The organism is Oceanobacter mangrovi (genome assembly GCF_019740315.1).
GTDB lineage: Bacteria > Pseudomonadota > Gammaproteobacteria > Pseudomonadales > Oceanobacteraceae > Oceanobacter > Oceanobacter mangrovi.
Genome location: NZ_JAHXZR010000002.1, coordinates 529773 through 551515, shown reverse-complemented (window position 1 = coordinate 551515; position 21743 = coordinate 529773). Strand labels below are relative to the sequence as shown.

The window sequence follows — 21743 nt, the reverse complement described above, 5'->3', positions numbered from 1 at the left end:
ATTATTCAGACAGCTTACAATGCCAGAGCTACGGCTGCAGACACTGCTATTTGATAGATTACCTGACTAATGTCCTTGGTCAGTTGCAAAGCCTTTAACTCCGGTTTGGCCAATACAAATATTTCGTCCCCTGGATTCACCATCCCCTTTTTATTCAAGCGCTTGTTTGCTGACACGAAGCTTCCATTGGCTTTCATAACCAGAGTATTCATATCTCCAAGAGATCTGGTTGCACCACCAGACTGTTCAATATAATCATCAATTGTTTTACCAGAGTCATAAGTTATCGCTGTAGGGAATAAAACCTCTCCATGGATCATGACCAGATTTCTCTTGGCTGGAATAACAACCTTATCACCTTGAACCAATATTACTTTGGAAGGATCATAGCCATCGGAAAGTAACACCTGACCACGAGGCTTTACTTGCTTTGCTTTCTCAATCCACGACAAGACTGATTGGGCTTCAATTTGACGTAATTCGGCCGCCTCTTTTGTCGCGGATGGCGCCGTCAACACACTTTGTTCCAGCGCAGAAAGAGATGACATCAACATGTCTTTTTGACGCCTCGCTACCTCTTCTCGAAAGAGCTGAACCCCGTTTTTATTAGAGAGAGCCGTGTATTCAATTCGATCAAGCAGATCTTTTAATGTCGCTCCCCAAGGTAACACCATTTCCATGGCAGAGTTGTGTTCACCAAGCACTGCAACACTGATACTTTCTGATCTAAGCTGAGAAGATATCTTTATTGTTGATCCAACTTTAACGGTGACTCCTTTCAATTCTCCCAGCTTGTACTGAGCAGCCGAAACAGTGCCATCATCAGGAGTAACAACAGTCACATGAGTCGCTTGCTCACTGACAGAAATGGCTGATATGACATTTTCAAGCGGCGTATTTTGATCTGCAAGTTCATACCGCCCCTGAAACCCCGCCAACCCTTCAATAGCAACCAGTCCAACCCTTGAGCCGACAAAAACCAAATCACCATCCTGCAGCTGAATCTGGGGCATATCGCCATGGTTAAGAAATTGGTACAAATCAACATCAGCAACAACTTTGTTGTTCCTCTTGACCTGTATATTACGATAGCTTCCTAATTCTTCTTTAATGCCACCTGCTTTATCTATGTATCGGAGAACACTGTCTGCGCTCTGTCCTTCATAGATTCCTGGTTTTTCTACCATTCCAGTAACAAATACTTTGACTGTTTGACTCGAAGCAAGGGTCACGTAGGCCTCTACATTCTCCTTGTAAACACGTTTGATAGACTTCAGTACAACCTGGTTTAGATCTTTATTTGCAACACCAGAAACTCTAACAGGGCCTACCCGCGGGATAAAAATCTGTCCCTGAGCATCGACCGTTACATCCTGCTGTAACTCTATTCCTCCCCACAATTGCAGTAACAATTGATCACCTTGTGAAATACGATACTCAGGATTAACACCACTGAAAGATGTGTCAATAAAACCACCAGAAAACAACCAGGATCCAAACAAATCACTGTGATTGATATCAAGTATCGATTCAGTCTGAGCAGCTTCCGATGGAGTGTTACTAACCTCAATCGCTGCCTCTGTATTCATGACTATAGATAGCACCATGATCCAAAATACGACAATCCTACTCAACAACATAATTAGTCTCGATGCTCTTTAATAATGGACACAATAATAGTAATCATGAAGTACAAGCCAAGCAGCCCTATAGCCCAGGTAACAATTTTGTACGCACGCTGAGGATACGTCTCTTCTTCCGGCATGACAGGCCCCTGAACAACCAGCAAATGTTTCATTTTCTGGATTGCCTGAGAGCGGACAGCATCCATTCCTGCCAAAGTTGACTTGTAGAGATCGACGGCAAGCTCGGCCCCCATCGATATTTCCTGATAGTCCATATTTACCTGACTGAATCCGTCATCTCCGGACTCCGTCAGTCGGCGCTTTTCTTCATCCAGTTGTGCTCGCAAAGATCGAATCAGGTTTTTTTGTGCTTTAACCTCTGGTGCATCTTCACGCATTACCGCCACCAACTCTTTCAAACGAGCATCAGCCTTCATCACCTCGACCTGAAGCTCACCAACACCACCAAGAATGGCACCGCCCTCTTGCTCTGGATTCAACGATTTATACTTGCTTTGAAATTCCAGCAACTTGGTCTGCCAACTTCTCATAATATCATGGGTTCGGTTTACCTCACCTTCGATATAAGTCATTTGCTCCTTGATCATCTTTCCACCAAGCCCATTGATAAATCGCTCACTGATATCCATTGCTGCCTGAGACAATTTATAGGCGAACTCAGGGTCAAAAGCCTGAACCTCCAGCTTCAATATTCCTGATGCATCATCAATCACGACTTTTACATGACTTTGATAATACTCATAATAATTCTCAAAGCTCGCTCCAGCATCAAGACGACTAAACATATCAATATCGTTATTCTGATAATGCTTCCGTAGCCCCAGCTGATCATCCAAAGCCAAGGCTAGAGCACTGGAGTCTATAAATGCCTTAACAATCTGCGCATCTTTCGAGGAAGATGACACAGCCCCCAGAGAAGCAAGCCCGCTCAGCTCCGTTTGAGCTCCTGACTCCTCAATTACAAATTGGGTTTCGATCGCATATCTTGGAGTTGCAACAACACCATAATAGTAGCTGACAAGAACAAATATCAGCGCGAATACGATCCCTGGGCCGAATGCCAGTTTTTTTGACATGCTATTATTCCTCACGCTCCGACCCAGCAGAATCTTCCTGAAGTTGCTGGCGAGCTCTGTTTTTACTCACTGCCTTGTCTGTATTTTTTAACGCCTGCATAGCCATTGATTGATTTTTCCCTGGGCGGGTGAATTCATTCCGATGGACATCGCCAGGCTCTCTGGTGTCGTGATCATTCCCGGCATTCACCATGTTCGATGCGATTGATCTTTTCAGTTTTTTTTCTTGGGTAGAGTGAAGCTTTTCTGCATCTACAGATTGTTTCTGACGGCCTTCCCATTGTCGTCCCTTAGACTCAGACAAAAGCTGCGCACGCTGCCTGAATTCCTCCCCGGCGTTGCCTTTGGCTGCATCAGCCGGCGGAGTTTCATCCGATTGTTTTCGATTCTTCTTCCATTGTTGTTTCTGAGTGCCTGCCATAAGTTGCCTGCGCTGTCGCGCCCGAGCTTTATTTCCCCCCTCTGGATTGGAAATATCAGTTTCTTCAGCCGCCTTCGGACGTCTTTTCCATTTTTGCTCCCATGACACAGGCAAATGCGTTTCACGCTGAGGCTCTCTGGCAACTTGCTCATGTGCAAGCAAATCAGGCTCATCGGGCTTTTCCAACTCCTTGGCTTTGTTTTTCCACCGCTGCTCCTGAATTCCGGGTAGACGCTGATTGCTCTGTTGGTTCCAATGCTCACGCTTCCGTTTAACGGAGGCTGGACCATCAACTTCAGACAATTTCTGACGTCTGTTTTGCCATTGTGTGTCTGCAGGTTTCACCGGGCGTTTCTGATGTTGGACTCCTTCGGAAGCGGATTCATGTCTAACACCCGAACCATCCTTCTTGCTTAAGGCACCAGCTTTTTTTCCACCATTTCTCCACAGCGCCCCTGTAGTATCAGAGAACTGCTTTTGGATATTTGTCCGTTTAGCCTTGCACCGGGCTTTAATGTTCGTCAAATCCCGTACATCAGAATCATCAGGCTGGTGGATACCTGTAACTATCGATCTGTTTTCAGCTCCCTGCACTTCAAGCTGACCATCAGTTTTCCCACTATTACATTCCACACGCTTGTTAACGTTTTGCCGCGGAGACTTACAGTCGGTACTTTCAGCCCCCCCATCCCGGGATTTCAATTTGCCTGGATCAGATAACGTTTTATCTGTCGCTTTAGTATCCCCACTGTATAGGGCAATGGCATCGTTAATGTCGTCAAAATAAGTAACCTTACCTTGATCAATCCACAATCCGGCCTTACAGAACCGCCTGAGTTGATCAATCGAATGGTTCACCATGATAACTTTGGTGGATGTAAGATGCCCTTCCAGAACCCGGGCAGCTTTTTCCTTAAACGCCGCATCACCAACAGCAGTCAATTCATCTACAAGCAAAACATCAAATTTGAGCTCAAGTGATGTTGTAATACCAAGCATTAGACGAGCACGCATTCCACTAGAGTAAGATTTGACAGGCTCATCGAAATACTTCCCTATTTCGGCAAATTCTGCGACTGCTTTCTCCATCCTCTTGGTGTCTTTGAAGCCGTTAATTCTCGCAAGGAACCGAGCATTTTCTCGTCCCGTCATCGCTCCCTGAACACCACCCTGCAATCCCAGAGGCCATGAGATATTCATATCCGTAATAATTTGACCTCGAGAAGGAATGTCAGCCCCGCCAATCATTCGTATCAGAGTTGATTTTCCCGCACCATTTCGTCCTAAAACACCGACGCTCTCGTTCATAGGTATTTCAACGTTGACGTCTTTATATATGTAGTGCCTCCCTGAACGGGTTGGGTACCACTTGGATAGATTCTCCAGTTTAATCATAAGGTAATAAACCGGACACGGTTGATACGGTATAGGCTCAATGCCAAAAGCCAGGTAAAGAATAAAACTTCAAAGAGATACATCCAGGATCCAAAACCAGCATAATAAGTGGCAAAATAAGACTCGCGAATTAGTTCAATCGCGTGAAAAGCAGGGTTCCAGGACAGCAGGTACCAGTACTGTGCCGGAATCATTCCGGCACAGTACAGAACACCAGAAACCAGCATCATAGGAGTCATGACAATGCCAAGTACTTTGCTGGCATCATCCCAATAAGACACAACAGAGCACATGATTAAGCCAAACCCCAGAGCAATGAGCCCCATAAGAATCAATGCGCCTAAAACTTCAGCAGGACGGTCTGGAACTACCTCATAGCCCCAAAACCACCCCATCACAGCCATAAGAAGAATAAATACTATGATCGTAGTAAGCAGCTCAATCACGAACCGCGTCAAGAGAGGATCAATAGGCTCCACCTGACGATAGGCCAATAAGGTCTTATTAGCCTTTATTGCAAATGCAGACTGGGAAATTGTCTTCGAATAGATCTTATAGGGGATGATACCGCTGAGCAGAAAGACGGCCACTTCCACTCCCGCAATACTGTTACGCCCAACCAACGTGAACAGAGTCGCCATAATTGCAGCCTGGCCTACCGGCTCGGCCAGAGCCCAGAAATACCCAAGCCGATTGTCACCAAAACGAGTGCGTAACTCACGAATAAACAGTGCAAAAATGGTGTCGACCATTATTTGCAGCGCTGATCTCGACTTTCTCGTACTCACACATACCCCATTTAAAACGCAAGAAATCTACTGCACTTCGAGCCTTGGAAAGTATACACATTTTACTGACGTCTTCCATTTTGACTCAGCCATGCAGCTGGACAATCTCCTTATTTTTCAAACACTAATGAGATTGAATTGATACAAAACCGCAATCCTGTCGGCGCCGGACCATCCGGAAACACATGTCCGAGATGTGCATCACAGCAGGAGCAGAGAACTTCTGTTCTGACCATGCCATGCGAAGTATCCAGCCGCTCCGTTACCGCGCCATCAATCTCTTTATAGAAGCTCGGCCAGCCACAGCCGGAGTCAAATTTGGTGTCCGAATAAAACAGCGGCGAATTACAGCAAACACAACGGTACAAACCAACGTCCTTGTGGTCGTAATATTCGCCAGTGAAAGGCCGCTCAGTACCCGCCTCACGGGTAACATAGTAAGTCTGCGGATCCAGCTCCGCCTGCCATTGCTGCGGGGTTTTGACGATTTTTTTCATTTCTGTCGGCTCTCTGGAATCGTCAGACATTTCTTACTCCATTCATCAAACGTATCAAACGCACTCAATAGGTATAGCCAACGAATGCGGATGGTTACTATCGAACACAGAGTGACCAGCACTTTGTGATCAGGTTCAGACTGCGCTCTTTAAGGCGACTCGCTCAAGCGCTATCATTTCCCTCACTGTAACAGCATTTATATCCATCTCGCATCCGCTCCAAACCCTCCAAGGTGTAAAGCCAGCGTCTACACAGGCAGTTCTACCCATGCAGGAAATACGCAAGTCCGATAAGCTCGCAAATGTTTTTTATGATATTCGTGGTCCGGTTCTTGAAGCGGCGAAGCGAATGGAGGAAGAAGGGCATCGAATCCTCAAGCTCAACATCGGCAACCCAAAACCATTCGGACTGGACGCACCTGAGGAAATCATTCAGGACGTAATCTACAACTTGCCAGATTCCGAAGGCTATTCCGACTCCAAGGGTTTGTTTTCTGCGCGCAAGGCCATCATGCAGTACGCCCAGCAGAAAAAAATCCAGAACGTCGCTATTGAAGACATCATCATTGGCAACGGTGTCAGTGAGCTGATCGTGGCTTCCATGCAAGGCCTGATCAACAACGGTGACGAAGTACTGATTCCAGCGCCGGACTACCCACTTTGGACCGGTGCAGTCACTCTGGCAGGCGGCCGAGCCGTGCATTATATCTGTGACGAACAGTCTGACTGGTATCCTGATCTCGACGACATGCGCGCCAAGGTGACCGATCGCACCAAGGCAATGGTACTGATTAACCCGAACAACCCAACCGGTGCGGTTTATCCGAAAGAACTGCTGCTGGGCATGCTGGAAATCGCCCGTGAGAACAACCTGGTGGTGTTTTCCGACGAAATCTACGACAAGATCCTGTTTGATGGCGTCGAGCACGTTTCCACCGCATCGCTGGCTGACGACCTGCTGATCATCACCATGAACGGCCTGTCGAAAAACTACCGTCTGGCGGGTTTTCGTTCCGGCTGGATGATTATCAGTGGAGCCAAACACCGTGCCCGTGATTACATTCAGGGGCTGGAAATGCTGTCCTCCATGCGACTGTGTGCCAATGTGCCGGCGATGTTCGCAATTCAAACAGCTCTGGGCGGCTATCAGAGTATTGATGATCTGGTTGCGGAAGGCGGTCGCATTCGCCAACAGCGCGACATTGCCTATGAAGCACTGAACAGTATTCCAGGCATCAGTTGCGTCAAACCCAAAGGCGCGCTGTACTGCTTCCCTCGCATGGATGTCCAGAAATTCAATATCCGTAACGACGAGCGTATGGTTCTGGACCTGCTGGAGCAGCAGAAAATCCTGATCGTGCATGGCGCCGCCTTTAACTGGAGCACACCGGACCATTTCCGGGTGGTGTTCCTGCCAAGGCCAGAAGACCTCAACCTGGCCATGGATCGCGTTGGGCAGTTCTTCGCGAGTTACACCCAAATCTGATCAGAATGGATAACGGATGCTGGACGTACACATTGATGAGTTTTTCAGGGATTGTGCTGTTATTTTGCTGGCAGGCTTGCGAAATTTTCCAAGACCGCAAACCCTGTTTGTAGAAGATATATCCGGGCCAGATGAGATGGATGAATTTGGCCTGCACAGCAACCGTTATCTGTCTGCTTTTGGAACCATTTGTTGGTTACGCGAAGAAGGCTATATACGCTTCAGTGGCTTTGATCGTCAGGAATCAGTCGACGACTTTGTACTGACAGCCACAGCGTTGCGGCGCCTGCTGGCACCTTCCCGGCAAAGCCTGAAGGACAACGATACTCCCACGCCGCTGTTTCAGGTACTGGAGTATGCAACCTTGCAAGCAGACAGCATCTGGATCACCCAACTGGTGATGGAACAGGTATTCAGCCGCGAGACCCTGCTACCAGCCTGAAACCAACAAAAAACCCGCCGTGGCGGGTTTTTTGTTGTCCAATTACACTACAGGTTATTTGGTTCGAACGCTAAAGCCAGCGGATTCGAGCAATTGCTGCAACTCAACACACTTGGATGGCACACCCACCTTCAGGGTTGGAATATCACGCCGCAACGGGTAATCCCGACGCATCTCATCAAACGCTGCCTTGATGTCCTTGGCCCGATGCAAACGGGAACGCATCAAGCCATCGTCAACACGCACTTCATAGGAAGCACGAATCGCCGTGCGCAGTGCCTGATGCAATGGCACCTGATCCGAGAAGTTAACCCGCTTGATACCCGGCTCTGGCAGGAACTGCCCCAGTTTACGGCGTATCGGCAAGCCGAAATAATCACACGCGGCCTGATAAATCATTTCAGTGCCACGCATCTTGCCATCCAGGGAATAACCGGCAATGTGCGGTGTCGCCAGCAGGCAGCGATCCATCAGATCGAGATTCAGGTATGGTTCTTTTTCCCAGACATCCAGAATCGCTTCGAAGTCTTCTTCGGCGATCAGTCGCTGCAACAAGGCAGTATTATCAACAACCCCGCCACGGCTACTGTTAATCAGACAGGCATTCGGATTCATCTTTGCCAGCTGTGTTTCGTCAATCAAGTGCCAGGTTGGATGCTCACCCTCTTTGGTGAGTGGTGTATGCAGCGTGACGACATCCGCTTTCAGTACTTCATCCAGACTGGTGAGTTCACCCACCACCTGCGGATCCTTGAAAGGATCAACCGCCAGCACGGTTACGCCCATCTCTTCAAGCCGGGTACGCAAGGTAAAACCAACATTACCGACACCAACAATCCCGACTGTCAGGTCTTCGAAACGGACTGCCCGCAAGTCAACCAGCACACTGATCGCACTCAGCACATAGTCCACTACCGCCTGGGCATTACAGCCGGGCGCACTGGCGAAACCGATATTGCACTGCTGCAGATAATCCATGTCGATATGGTCGGTGCCAATGGTCGCCGTACCAACAAACTTGACCGGCGTGCCTTGCAGCAATTCCGACCCAACTCTGGTTACCGAGCGCACCAGCAGCATATCGGCATCAGCCAGGTCGGCACTGGTAAGATTGCGGCCTGGCAGCCGTACTATGTCTCCGAATTCGGAGAAAAAGGAGTCGATCAGGGGGATGTTTTCGTCAGCGACTATTCGCACTTGGGGTGGCCCGTAGCAGGATACTTGGCTGCATTCTCTCAAATGCAACCGGGTGATGACAATCCGGCACAGCTGATTGCAACGCCCGGCAAGAGAAATAGTGCAAATCAGAAACGCGCTGTTTCCGCTTTTCTGCCAATAACAGGGTTTTGTCCTTCTTTTGTCCAACAAATGATCAGCATTTCCTGTGTGAATGCCGGACATCAGTAAAAACACTTACGTGCCACGCAATTACGACCTTAGCCTTTCTTAACCAGCGCGTCGCATTCTTGTATACTCCGGGCCCTGAATTCCAAATGGAACCATAACATCTGATGGTTACTGGGCCCCTCACAAGGGGGCTCGATGTGAATCTGACGATATAGAGACGAGGAAAACACCGTGTTAGAAGCTTATCGTGCTCACGTTGCCGAGCGTGCAGAGCAAGGTATCCCACCAAAGCCTCTGAATGCTGATCAAACTGCAGCTCTGGTCGAACTGCTGAAAAATCCACCTGCAGGCGAAGAAGAAACCCTGGTAGACCTGCTGGAAAACCGCATTCCACCAGGCGTAGATGAAGCAGCCTACGTTAAGGCAGGCTTCCTGAGCGCAATCGTGAAGGGCGATGCGACCTCTCCTCTGGTTTCCAAAGAAAAAGCCGTACAGCTGCTGGGTATGATGCAGGGCGGCTACAACATTGAAACCCTGGTTGCCCTGCTGGACGACGCTGCCCTGGCCGAACTGGCTGGCGAACAGCTGAAAGGCACCCTGCTGATGTTCGACGCCTTCAACGACGTGAAGGAAAAGATGGAAGCAGGCAACGCAGTTGCCAAGTCCGTAATGGAATCCTGGGCCAACGGCGAATGGTTCTCCAAGAAGAACAAGGTTGCCGAAAGCATCAAGATGACCGTATTCAAGGTCACTGGCGAAACCAACACTGACGACCTGTCTCCTGCTCCGGATGCATGGTCCCGTCCAGACATCCCGCTGCACGCCCTGGCTGCCTACAAGATGACCCGCGACGGTCTGGAGCCAGAAGAGCACGGCGTTAAAGGCCCAATGTCCCAGATCGAAGCCATCAAGGCCAAAGGTCTGCCAGTTGCCTTCGTTGGTGACGTAGTGGGTACCGGTTCTTCCCGTAAGTCTGCCACCAACTCTGTACTGTGGTTCTTCGGTGACGACATGCCTGGCGTGCCTAACAAGCGCGGCGGTGGTGTGTGTATCGGTTCCAAGGTTGCTCCTATCTTCTTCAACACCATGGAAGATGCTGGCGCACTGGTATTCGAAGCACCCGTTGACAACATGAACATGGGCGACGTGATCGAGATCCGTCCTTATGAAGGCAAGATCCTCAACGAAGCTGGCGAAGTTATCTCTGAATTCGGCTTCAAGTCCGACGTAATCCTGGACGAAGTTCAGGCTGGCGGTCGTATCCCACTGATCATCGGTCGTGGTCTGACCACCAAGGCTCGCGAAGTTCTGGGTCTGGGCGCAACTGACATGTTCCGTCTGCCAACTGACCCGGCTGACAGCGGCAAGGGCTTCTCTCTGGCGCAGAAAATGGTTGGTAAGGCATGCGGTCTGGCAGAAGGCCAGGGCATCCGTCCAGGTACTTACTGCGAACCGAAGATGACTACCGTTGGTTCCCAGGACACCACTGGTCCAATGACCCGTGACGAACTGAAAGACCTGGCCTGTCTGGGCTTCTCTGCTGACCTGGTGATGCAGTCTTTCTGTCACACTGCTGCTTATCCGAAGCCGGTTGACATCGAAACCCAGCACACCCTGCCAGACTTCATCATGAACCGTGGCGGTGTTTCCCTGCGTCCAGGCGACGGCATCATCCACTCCTGGCTGAACCGCATGTTGCTGCCAGATACCGTGGGTACCGGTGGTGACTCTCACACCCGTTTCCCAATGGGTATCTCCTTCCCTGCAGGTTCTGGTCTGGTGGCTTTCGCAGCCGCTACCGGCGTTATGCCTCTGGATATGCCAGAATCCATTCTGGTTCGCTTCAGCGGCAAGATGCAGCCTGGTATCACCCTGCGCGACCTGGTACACGCAATTCCTTTCTACGGCATCAAGCAGGGCATCCTGACTGTTGAGAAGAAAGGCAAGATCAACGAATTCTCCGGTCGCATCCTGGAGATCGAAGGTCTGGAGCACCTGACTGTAGAACAAGCGTTCGAACTGTCTGACGCTTCTGCCGAGCGTTCCGCTGCTGGCTGTACTGTAACCCTGTCTGAAGAGTCAGTGGCTGAGTACCTGCGTTCCAACATCGTTATGCTGCGCTGGATGATCTCTGAAGGTTACGGCGACCCACGTACTCTGGAGCGTCGCGCCCAGAAGATGGAAGAATGGCTGGCTAACCCAAGCCTGATGCGTGCAGACGCTGACGCTGAGTACGCTCACGTTATCGAAATCAACCTGGACGACGTCAAAGAACCTATCGTTTGCTGCCCGAACGACCCGGACGATGCCAAGCTGCTGTCTGACGTTGCTGGCGACAAGGTTGATGAAGTATTCATCGGTTCTTGTATGACCAACATCGGTCACTTCCGTGCCGCAGGTAAACTGCTGGCTCAGCACAAGGGTGGCATGTCTACTCGCTTCTGGATGGCTCCGCCAACCAAGATGGACGAAGCCCAGCTGATGGAAGAAGGTTACTTCAACATCTACGGCACCGCCGGTGTTCGCACTGAAATGCCAGGCTGCTCCCTGTGCATGGGTAACCAGGCTCGCGTACAGTCTGGCACCACCGTACTGTCTACTTCTACCCGTAACTTCCCTAACCGCCTAGGTGATGGCGCCAACGTATACCTGACTTCAGCCGAGCTGGCTGCGGTTGGTGGTATTCTGGGCAAACTGCCAACTCCAGCCGAGTACATGGAGTTCGCGAAGAACCTGGACAGCATGTCTGCTGACATCTACAAGTACCTGAACTTCGACAAGATGGACGAGTACACCAAGAAAGCCGCTACTGCCGTTATCGCTACCGATAAGGCCTGATAGCCCTTTCAGGCGATCACCCCGGTGATCGCCAATCAATAGAAAACCCGGCCTTCGCGAGAAAGCCGGGTTTTTTTATTGGTTGTCTATTTAACGCCTGTAATACACAACTACCGGATGAATAGTCATCCCGAACGAGCTGGCGAGATTCGGAATCCATGCGATATTGATGGTTTCAGTGCGGTATAAATCCCACCTATAACGCAATACTGCTCACTTAACCAATTTGGTCTGAATCGGGAGCACAGGAATTGTGCTCAATCACGGCGCTGTCCCGACATGTCGGGACCCTACAACGTTATAAAAAATCGATTTTCTCAGGGACAAGTCAGATGTGGGCGAGACACCCCCGCTCCCGTCCAGGAGCGGTCTTAATCGCCACTTGGACCCCACGCAGCTTTATAAGAAATCGATTTCCGTAGGGGCAAGGCATGCCTTGCCTGCAATTCAGATGCGGGCGAGACGCCCGCATCTGCCAGGCTTAAGTTATTATTCAGCAGCCGTATCTGCAGCACCGCTTGTCGCAACCAGCTGACTCAATGAACCACTCAACTTGTCCCAGACCTGGCGTGAAACCTGAAACCAGCCACCGTTCGCAACATCTTGACGGCGCAACAGGAACTGGTCCCCTGCTCGCCGTCGGTTAAACACCACTTGCTCGCCATTGGCAGCAGTGACGCGCAAGTCAGTCAGTGGGCCATTGTCTGGTGATTTGGTCGCCGGTGCAGACGTTTTCGCTGCATCCAGCTGCTGCTCCACGTCGAGATTTTCAAACGCAGTCACCAATGCCAGTGCCTTCCCTTTATCGGCAGCCACATCCGTTTGACCCGACTGCTGCAGATACCAGCTGTCCTCACGCTTCACCAGCGTCAAATCCCCCTGCTGAATCGACACTGGCTGTTTGACTGACAGCAAGGCGTGATCCAGCCAATCCGATGCCTTCAGGCCCATACCAAAACGATTGACCTTGCCGGTTACCACCTCAGTGGCGCCCGTCAGACGCAAATAGCTCTGTTTGAAACCCGGTGAGTTACCGACCAGCAATTCAATCTGTTTGCCGTTAGAGAGCGCCAGCGTCAGCTTGCGATAATAATCATCATCGGCGACTTTCAGGCGCTGATAGCTGGATTCATTGGTTGCCACCGGTGCGCTTGCCTGCAGCGCCACCAGGTCATCCAGCAGCGATTTCACCATTGACGGATTGGCGGGCAAGCCGTTGTCAGATTGCCAGTGATCGCCAGATTTGGTCAGCACTTCACTGCTATTGCCATCGCTGATCGTAATCTTGCTGACATCGCCAGCCGTCAGCTCAATCAATTTGCCACTGGCAGTGGCCGGGGCATAAGCCCCGTCACCACGTCCAGCCACAAATGAACCGATCAATTGCAACACCAGCAAGGCCAACAAGCCCCACACAGCTTTTTGCATCAACCCGCCAGCCGAGGCGGAATAATTGGTCATCGTAGTCATCTCAATTTCTCCTTCAGGCTGCCGCAGCCACCAGTTGACCGTAACGCGCTTCGCGGCGACGGCGTGACAGACTCACCACACCCCACAGCACCAATAGCAACACCAGGGCTGAGCCATAGTTCAGGTATTCCCAGAATATCTGCTGCTGCTCCGTCATAGGTGGCAAGGTACGGTTGAATTCTGAACGTGAACGAATCGTCAGCAGATCGCGATCCTGCAATGACCAGTCAACCGTGTTCATCAGCATTTGCAGTGGATTCAGATAGTCCTCCTGACTGGCGCTGCGTCCAAGACGCAAGACCATGTCACGGTCCAGATCACTGGACGCGAACAGTACGATGCGGGCGCCCGGCAGCGACTTGCTCAGTAACTGATCCTGCAGCAGATTCGGTTGTTTGGCCTTGGCCGCGTTTGAATCTTTCACCGCTGCAGTAGCCGACTGTTGGGCAGCCGTATCCGCGGGTTTGTTGTCAGCAAAGAAGGAATCAAACTGACCTTCAGACACCACCCCCATCAGCTGGGCAGACAATTCCCCCTGTGGGCGATAAGGCACCACAGAATTGCCTTGCAGTTTTGGCGTGATCGACAGGGAATCAGACACCCAGCTGTCTTTTGAACTACTCAATAAAGTCGTCACCTGACGCTGTTCGGATTCAGTCACCTTGATCGGCGAGGCCCACGGCACGGTTACCTGAGGCAAGCCACTGGTAATCAAACTCTGCTGATTCAGCTGATCGCCCCGCAGGTCCGGGAAGTAGGGATAATCCAGCATTACCAGTTGCTGCATCTGGAAACCACCAATATTGCGAGTAACCGGAATCGGGAATGCCGCATTGTGAGGGTCCATTACCAGGGTGCTCTGAATATCCAGACCATTGTGCTTGAGCCAGGCCTCAAGGCCGGAGCTGTGTTTTGTCATCACCAGTGACTGATCCACCACCCGCGCCTGGAACGGTGACGTTGCCAGAATCACGGTGCCACCCTGCATCAAGAACTGATCTACGGCCCGCACCGCTGCCGCTGGCAGATTTTCCGGTGACATCAGCATCAGTACGTCGGCATCAGCGCTGACATGGCCATCACTGAGATCTTCATCCTCGACGTTGTAGTCCGCAGCCAGCAGCTGACGCAGCTGGTTGTATTGAGGCGCACTGGCCAGCGATGGATCGTACTGGGCCATTTGCGGGTCAATCACAGGAGCGACCAGCGCCAGGGTTTTGGTGCCACCGGCAGCAAAGCGCTTGATACTGGCTTCGAGGCTTTTCTGCAACTCGGCCACATCGGTGGTTTCCACCGGCACCGTAACGTTACGACCGCCCTGGCTGATCAGCAGGTTGAAGTAGAAACCCTTGTCGCTGAATAAGCCGGTTGGCACCTTCTGGAAACCGTATTGGCTGGCAATTTGGTCACGAAACGCCTGATCTTTGCTGTCCGGGTCAATCCAGTTCACCTGTAAATGACCATTAGCCTGTTTCTGCAAATCACTGATTGCCTGATCTGCCTGCTGGCGGAAATCCCGCAACTCTTTCGGCATCCGGCTGGCGTCAGAGACATAGGCATTCAGGGTCAGATCGCCAGTGAGGTTATCAAACAGCTTGCCCTTGCTCTGCCAGGCATTGAGCGTCTGACGGATTGCACGGGTCAGGTCGTATTCCGGGTTTTTCAGATTCACCTGAATGTCTTTTTCAGAGCGGGCCTGCACATCAATCAGATCGCGGAAGTTGAGCACCACGTGCTCATCACCGTATTCCACCAGAACATCAAAATAGGAGCTGACAATCGAAGACTGATAACGATCAGCCACCTGGAATGGCACGGGTTTGATGTCGTATTTTTCGGCAGCTTCTTCAGCCAGATCCTGCGATTGCTGCGGATCAACAAATTCCACCCGCACCTTGCCATGGGAAGCAATGGCGTACTCCTTCATCAGGTCCTTCAGGCGCGGAACCAGTGGGGCCAGCAGCGGATGCGTGCGCTCGCTGAAATAGCCACGCAGCAACAAGGGTTCCTGCAACCGACCAAGATAGCTGCGGGTTGCCGCTGAAATGGAATACTGGCCGCCTTGGGTTACATCCAGCCGCACACGATCAAGCTGACCCAACCAGATATTGGCAACCAACAGGTTGACCACCGCCAGCACAGTGAAAACCCGCCAGCGGGCATGACCGGCCTGGCGCGAACGACTGGCCGTTGCCCAGCGTTGTTGTTCGAGGAAATACACATTCAGGCACAGGAACACCACGGCGAGGCCGAGGTAATAGTACAGATCACCCAGATCCAGCACGCCACGGGCAATCGACTCAAAGCGCGCACCAGTGCCGATCGAGCGCATCACATCTGCTACCTGCTCCGTCGCCAGGCTGGTCAGCGTACTGCTGCCAGCCAGATACAGCGCGCCACCCAAAGCACAGGACAGCAACAGGCTGACAATCGGGTTGTCCGTCCGGGACGACACCGCCAGTCCCAGTGCGATGTACACAGCACCAAGCAACAGGGTCGCCAGATAACCGGCAACCACCGGACCCCAATCGAGTTCGCCCATCAGGCCAACAGAAATAGGCAGCGGCAAGGTCAGCAGCAGCGCCAGCGCCAGCAATACCCAACAGGCGAGAAACTTGCCAACCACAAACTGCCACAGTGGCACCGACTGAGTCAGCACGTGCTCGATGGTGCCGTTACGGCGTTCGTCACTCCACAGGCGCATGGTCAACGCGGCAGAAAGGAACACCAGCAGAATCGGCATCCACTCAAAGATCGGCCGCACATCGGCGATGTTGCGAGCAAAAAATGCCTCACCCCAGAAGAAGGCAAACAGGGTCACCAGAGTAAACACACCGAGGAACAGCCAGGCCACCGGTGATGAGAAAAACAGAGTCAGTTCCTTGCGGGCAATACGCCAGATCTGCGCACCAGCGGCTTGCTGAGCCGATCTATTGGATGCGTTAGACAGCGTCACATCAGGCTGCATGATTCACCTCCTCAGATCCATGCGCAGCAAAGGCGGCCAGGTTGTCCTGATTGACTTCGTTGAACAGACCTTCGAGATCGCGCTGCTCAGGCTGAATACGCTGCAGACTGGCACCATGGTCCAGCGCCAGACGAATCAGCGCCGTTGTGGTTGCTGCCGTCGGTACCGCTTGCAAGCGCAGACGCAAGCGACTCCAGCCCGGGCTGGAGTCCAGAATTGACAGCTGTTCGACACCCTCAAAAGCAGCCAGAGCCGTCCGGCAGGCATTATCCAGCTGACCTTCGAGAATCAGGCCGTTCTGACTGCGCAGCTGCAGCAGCGATTCATCCACCACCAGACGCCCCTGCTTCATCATCAGTACCCGTGAACACAGGGCATCAACTTCCTGCATGATGTGGGTCGACAGAATCACCGTCGCGTGTTTGGCAAGGTCGCGAATCAGCTCACGCATCTGGGCCGTTTGTTGCGGGTCCAGACCATTGGTTGGCTCGTCGAGAATCAGTAGCTGCGGATTCCCCAGTAACGCTTGGGCAACCCCCACCCGCTGCTTGTAACCACGCGACAAGGTACCGATACGCTGATGAATCTTGTCTGCGATGTCGGTTGAGGTAATCGCCCGGCGAATCTGTTTCCACTTGTGGTCATTGCCCAGCTGCTTCAGGTTAGCAGCGTAATCGAGGTAATCCACCACCGTCATATCCGCATACAGCGGCAGACTCTCCGGCAAATAACCCAGCTGCGACTGCACCCACTGGCGATGGCCCAGCAACGACTGTCCGTCCAGCAGTACCTCACCGCTATCGGATTCCAGATAACCGGTGATCATTTTCATAATGGTGGTTTTGCCGGCACCGTTGTGGCCCAGCAGGCCCACAATCTCACCTTGTTCAATCGAAAAACTGACGTTGTCGACAGCGACAAAATCGCCATAACGTCGGCTTAGCCCGCAGATTTCGAGCATGACTTATCTCCTCATTGCTAACGGCATGAGTTATTGGTTTTTTGGTGGTTAGCGGCCGAATGGCCCTGGCTGAGTGCGCCGGGAACAGTTACCCGGGCGGGGAACGGGAATAAATCACCCGTGACACGGACACGTAATACATGGATTCAATTCCTCGAGGTGTCTGCAATCCAGACATGGATTGATCGCTGTCAGAGTGATCACCGCAACAGAAAGTTCTTTGACCGGACCGTAAGGAAATGCATAGAAAAACAAGGCTATGGCAGCCTGTTTAGATGGGGCGTAAAGAGATGAGTCAGAGTGCTGATATCACAGCTGAAAAACCCTGCTCAGGCATGATCAGGGTTAACGGAAGGTTAAAACTGCCCAGCTGCAGATCGGTACAGACCCTTGCGGCGGCCTGCCGATCTCGCAGTACAGACATGACAACACTGACATGACTGCAATGACGTGACAGCCCAGGCGGGCGTCAGGATGCCTGTAGTAACGATTCGGCAGCGAGCCTGGCGGCCGGATGCAATTCATTGGCAGACTGCTGCAAGCTCAGCGTCAGCTGTTCTTTCATACGGCGCGACCAAAACTTGCGGACATGGTCAGCCACCACAGCGGCAACGGCGCTTTCGTCACCGACGCTGATGTTGTTAATGGCAATGTGATTGATCAGCTTGATCAATCGTTCCTGTTCACTCGGATACATGGGTTAATCTCGCTAATTCAGAAGTCTGGTCATGCCCGCCAGCGCGGTGGTAAACCACATGACGCCCCGGCCGGGCAAAACCAATCAGATTAATACCAGCGGCTTTGGCATGCTCCAGCGCCAGACTGGTGGGTGCAGAAACGGCGACCAGATTGGCAATCCCCGCAGCGGCACACTTGTTAACGATCTCGTAGCTGGCCCGGCTCGATACCAGTACAAAGCCGGGTTGCTGTTGCAGCCCACTGCCTTGCAAGGCACCGATCAGCTTGTCCAGCGCGTTGTGGCGGCCAACGTCTTCCCGCAACAGCAGGATGTCGCCAGCACTGCTGCACCAGCCGGCACCATGCACAGCACCAGTGACCGACTGCAGCGGCTGATTGTCCGTCAGCTGCTGCAATGCCCGCTCAACGGCGGCGTCAGACGGTAAATCCGCGCTCGAAACCAGCACCGGCGCAGCAACGGCTTGCTGCAATGACTCAGCGCCACAAAGACCGCAGCCAGTGCGCCCGGTCAGATTGCGACGCCGCTGTTTCAGCCCGGCAAAACATTCACTGGCGATTTCAATCTGTACTTCAATACCGTTGCACTGCTCGACCACTTCAATGCCGTAGCATTGATCCGGCCGGGCAATGATGCCTTCGGTCAGACTGAAACCCAGCGCAAAGTCTGCCAGGTCGAGTGGCGAACTCATCATAACGGCATGGGAAATGCCGTTATAAACCAGTGCCACCGCCACCTCTTCGGCCAGCAGGTCCTGAACCCTGGCAGCTTCACCACGCTGCCAGCGTTCAACCGGATATGACTGACTGCCAGTCGACATCATTCAACTTCCGGCTGGGCCTGCCGCAGGAATTGCTGCTGACGCTGGTGGTTATCCTGGAAGTTACGCTGCCATTCCGACGGCTGGGTCACTTTTTCAACCTGCACCGCCGTCACCTTGAACTCAGGACAGTTAGTTGCCCAGTCGGAGTTGTCGGTGGTAATCACGTTGGCGCCACTGCCCGGATGGTGGAACGTGGTGTAAACCACGCCCGGCTGCATCCGCTCACTGACCAGCGCCCGCAACACAGTATGTCCGGCACGGCTGCTGATACCCAACCAGTCGCCATCCTGAATGCCGCGTTCTTCGGCATCGTGTGGATGCACTTCGAGAATATCCTCGCTGTGCCAGGCCTGGTTGTCGGTACGACGAGTCTGGGCACCCACGTTGTACTGGCTGAGAATCCGCCCTGTGGTCAACAACAGCGGATAACGACGATTGGCACGTTCGCTGGTGGCGACAAACTCGGTCATGGCGAACTTGGCCTTGCCAATCGGGAAGCTCTCGGTGTGCATGATCGGCATGCCCAGCGGATTGGTGTCGTTGCATGGCCACTGCAGGCTGCCATGTTGCTCCAGCTTGGCGTAGCTGACACCGGCAAAGCTCGGAGTCAGGCTGGCGATTTCATCCATGATTTCCGCTGGGTGGTTGTAGTTCATCGGGTAACCCAGCGCATTCGACAGCGCTACCGTCACCTGCCAGTCTTCCATGCCTGCCAGCGGTGGCATCACCTTGCGAACGCGGTTGATACGACGTTCGGCATTGGTAAAGGTACCGTTTTTCTCGAGGAAGCTGGAACCCGGCAGCAGCACGTGAGCGAACTTGGCGGTTTCGTTGAGGAAAATATCCTGCACCACCAGACACTCCAGTGACCGTAAGGCTTCTTCAACGTGTTGGGTGTTCGGGTCGGACTGGGCGATGTCTTCGCCCTGCACATACATGCCTTTGAAATGGCCTGCCAGGGCAGCGTCAAACATGTTGGGAATCCGCAAACCAGGCTCATGGTCCAGCTCAACGTTCCAGGCCTTTTCAAAACGGCCACGGGCGATTGGGTCTGCCACGTGCTGATAACCCGGCAACTCGTGCGGGAAAGAGCCCATGTCACAGGAACCCTGCACGTTGTTCTGGCCACGCAGCGGGTTCACACCGACACCGTCGCGACCAATATTGCCAGTCGCCAGCGCCAGGTTAGCGATACCCATTACCATGGTGGAACCCTGGCTGTGTTCAGTGACGCCCAGACCATAATAGATGGCGGCGTTGGGTGCCTTGGCATACTGGCGCGCAGCGGTACGAACCAGTTCGGCGTCAACGCCGGTAATGTCAGCAACCGCTTCCGGTGCGTGACGGGCTTCAGCGATAAAGCTGCGCCATTGATTGTAGGCTGAAGTGTCACAACGGCTGGCAATGAAGTCAGTGTCTTCCAGACCTTCCGTCACAATCACGTGTGCCAGGGCGTTAACCATGGCAACGTTGGTGCCCGGCCGCAGCGGCAAATGGGTTGCTTCACCCAGATGGGGAGTGTCGAGCAGGTCAATGTGACGCGGATCAGCAACGATCAGGCTGGCGCCCTGACGCAAGCGTTTGCGCAGTAGCGAACCAAACACCGGGTGAGCATCGGTTGGGTTGGCACCAATCACCAGCACGCAATCGGCTTTCATCACCGAGTCAAAAGTCTGGGTTCCGGCGGATTCACCCAGGGTCTGCTTGAGGCCATAACCGGTCGGGCTATGACACACGCGCGCACAGGTGTCGGTGTTGTTGTTGCCGAACGCCGCCCGAATCAGCTTCTGCACCAGATAGGTTTCTTCGTTGGTGCAACGGGACGAGGTGATCCCTCCAATGCTTTCGCGGCCATATTGCTGCTGAATGCCTTTCAGCTTGCTGGCGGCAAAGCCCAGTGCTTCTTCCCAGCTGACTTCTTGCCACGGCTGATCAATCGAATCACGGATCATTGGCACCCGGATACGATCCTTGTGAGTGGCGTAGCCAAAGGCAAACCGACCCTTCACACAGGAGTGACCATGGTTCGCTTCGCCGCCCTTGTAAGGCACCATGCGCACCAGCTTGTCGCCTTTCATTTCGGCCTTGAAGGAACAGCCAACGCCACAGTAAGCGCAGGTCGTCACCACACTGTGCTCCGGCTGGCCCATCTCGATCACCGAGTTTTCGCTCAGGGTCGCCGTTGGACAGGCCTGCACACAGGCACCACAGGAAACACACTCGGAATCAAGGAAACCTTCGTCCTGACCGGCAGCGATTTTGGAATCAAAACCGCGGCCCTGAACCGTCAGGGCAAAGGTGCCCTGCACTTCAGAGCAGGCCCGCACACAGCGGGAACAGACGATGCACTTGCTAGCATCGAAGGTGAAATACGGGTTGGAGGTATCTTTTTCCGCCGCCAGGTGGTTATTGCCGTCGAAGCCGTAACGCACTTCGCGCAGCCCCACCGCCCCCGCCATGTCCTGCAGTTCGCAGTCACCGTTGGCCGGACAGGTCAGACAGTCGAGCGGGTGATCGGAAATATACAGCTCCATAATGTTGCGACGCAGTTTGGCGATCGCTTCATTCTGGGTGGTGACCTTCATATCCTGCGCCACCGGTGTGGTACAGGACGCCGGCATGCCACGACGACCTTCAATTTCCACCGCACACAAACGACAGGAGCCAAAGGCTTCCAGATTGTCGCTGGCGCACAGTTTCGGGATGGTGATATTGGCCAGTGCCGCCGCCCGCATCACTGACGTGCCTTCCGGCACGGTAATCTGGATGCCGTCGATTTCCAGCGTCACCAGGGTTTCACTGACAACCGCTGGTGTACCATAGTCACGCTCGTGATCAACCGCTATACCAACAGAACGATCGCTTTGGGGATCAAAAAATTCCAGCAT

The 21743-nt window shown here is 52.7% G+C and carries 15 protein-coding genes; 3 read left to right on the top strand and 12 right to left on the bottom strand.

Annotated features, from left to right (window positions below; all coding sequences use genetic code 11):
* Window positions 1-14: 14 nt before the first annotated feature.
* The 5 genes from K6123_RS06375 to msrB all read right to left on the bottom strand — a co-directional run bounded on the left by K6123_RS06375 (window position 15) and on the right by msrB (window position 5823).
* A complete protein-coding gene (locus tag K6123_RS06375) occupies window positions 15-1589 on the bottom strand; it encodes a polysaccharide biosynthesis/export family protein (RefSeq protein ID WP_246624642.1) in 1575 nt (524 codons plus the stop codon).
* Between the two features lie 53 nt (window positions 1590-1642).
* Window positions 1643-2722 carry a KpsE/RkpR family capsule polysaccharide export protein gene (locus K6123_RS06370; RefSeq protein WP_221795285.1) on the bottom strand — a complete coding sequence of 360 codons (1080 nt, stop codon included), beginning with the start codon at window positions 2720-2722 and terminating at the stop codon, window positions 1643-1645.
* Window positions 2723-2726: 4 nt separating this feature from the next.
* Window positions 2727-4538: an ABC transporter ATP-binding protein gene (locus K6123_RS06365; protein ID WP_221795283.1), complete on the bottom strand. Its 1812-nt coding sequence runs from the start codon at window positions 4536-4538 to the stop codon at window positions 2727-2729.
* Window positions 4535-5290 carry an ABC transporter permease gene (locus tag K6123_RS06360; RefSeq protein WP_221795281.1) on the bottom strand — a complete coding sequence of 252 codons (756 nt, stop codon included), beginning with the start codon at window positions 5288-5290 and terminating at the stop codon, window positions 4535-4537. Before K6123_RS06360 ends, K6123_RS06365 begins: the two co-directional genes overlap by 4 nt.
* 146 nt (window positions 5291-5436) lie before the next feature.
* A complete protein-coding gene (msrB, locus tag K6123_RS06355) occupies window positions 5437-5823 on the bottom strand; it encodes a peptide-methionine (R)-S-oxide reductase MsrB (RefSeq protein WP_221795618.1) in 387 nt (128 codons plus the stop codon).
* Window positions 5824-6091: 268 nt separating this feature from the next.
* Here msrB and K6123_RS06350 point away from each other — a divergent pair, with 268 nt between their 5' ends.
* A complete protein-coding gene (locus tag K6123_RS06350; protein WP_221795279.1) occupies window positions 6092-7309 on the top strand; it encodes a pyridoxal phosphate-dependent aminotransferase in 1218 nt (405 codons plus the stop codon).
* 16 nt (window positions 7310-7325) lie between these two features.
* Window positions 7326-7751, top strand: a complete 426-nt coding sequence (locus tag K6123_RS06345; RefSeq protein WP_221795277.1) for a hypothetical protein — start codon at window positions 7326-7328, stop codon at window positions 7749-7751.
* Between the two features lie 54 nt (window positions 7752-7805).
* On the opposite strand, the gene pdxB is transcribed toward K6123_RS06345, so the two are convergent.
* Complete coding sequence (gene pdxB / locus K6123_RS06340) at window positions 7806-8948, bottom strand: 4-phosphoerythronate dehydrogenase PdxB (protein WP_221795274.1); 1143 nt, start codon at window positions 8946-8948, stop codon at window positions 7806-7808.
* Between the two features lie 381 nt (window positions 8949-9329).
* Between pdxB and acnB the strand changes: the two genes are divergently transcribed.
* Window positions 9330-11936, top strand: coding sequence for a bifunctional aconitate hydratase 2/2-methylisocitrate dehydratase (gene acnB, locus K6123_RS06335; protein ID WP_221795272.1), 2607 nt, complete (start codon window positions 9330-9332; stop codon window positions 11934-11936).
* A 489-nt stretch (window positions 11937-12425) separates the two neighbouring features.
* Here acnB and K6123_RS06330 read toward each other — a convergent pair whose 3' ends face one another.
* The 6 genes from K6123_RS06330 to fdhF form a co-directional block, all read right to left on the bottom strand.
* Entirely contained in the window at window positions 12426-13406 is a 981-nt protein-coding gene (locus K6123_RS06330) for a DUF4340 domain-containing protein (RefSeq protein ID WP_221795270.1), read from the bottom strand.
* Window positions 13407-13419: 13 nt separating this feature from the next.
* Window positions 13420-16374, bottom strand: coding sequence for a Gldg family protein (locus K6123_RS06325; protein WP_221795268.1), 2955 nt, complete (start codon window positions 16372-16374; stop codon window positions 13420-13422).
* Window positions 16364-17335, bottom strand: a complete 972-nt coding sequence (locus tag K6123_RS06320) for an ABC transporter ATP-binding protein (RefSeq protein ID WP_221795267.1) — start codon at window positions 17333-17335, stop codon at window positions 16364-16366. The genes K6123_RS06325 and K6123_RS06320 overlap by 11 nt, the downstream gene beginning before the upstream one ends.
* A gap of 469 nt (window positions 17336-17804) precedes the next feature.
* Window positions 17805-18032 carry a formate dehydrogenase subunit delta gene (locus K6123_RS06315; RefSeq protein ID WP_221795265.1) on the bottom strand — a complete coding sequence of 76 codons (228 nt, stop codon included), beginning with the start codon at window positions 18030-18032 and terminating at the stop codon, window positions 17805-17807.
* Window positions 18019-18855, bottom strand: a complete 837-nt coding sequence (gene fdhD / locus K6123_RS06310) for a formate dehydrogenase accessory sulfurtransferase FdhD (protein WP_221795263.1) — start codon at window positions 18853-18855, stop codon at window positions 18019-18021. The genes K6123_RS06315 and fdhD overlap by 14 nt, the downstream gene beginning before the upstream one ends.
* Window positions 18852-21743: a formate dehydrogenase subunit alpha gene (fdhF, locus tag K6123_RS06305; protein WP_221795261.1), complete on the bottom strand. Its 2892-nt coding sequence runs from the start codon at window positions 21741-21743 to the stop codon at window positions 18852-18854. The genes fdhD and fdhF overlap by 4 nt, the downstream gene beginning before the upstream one ends.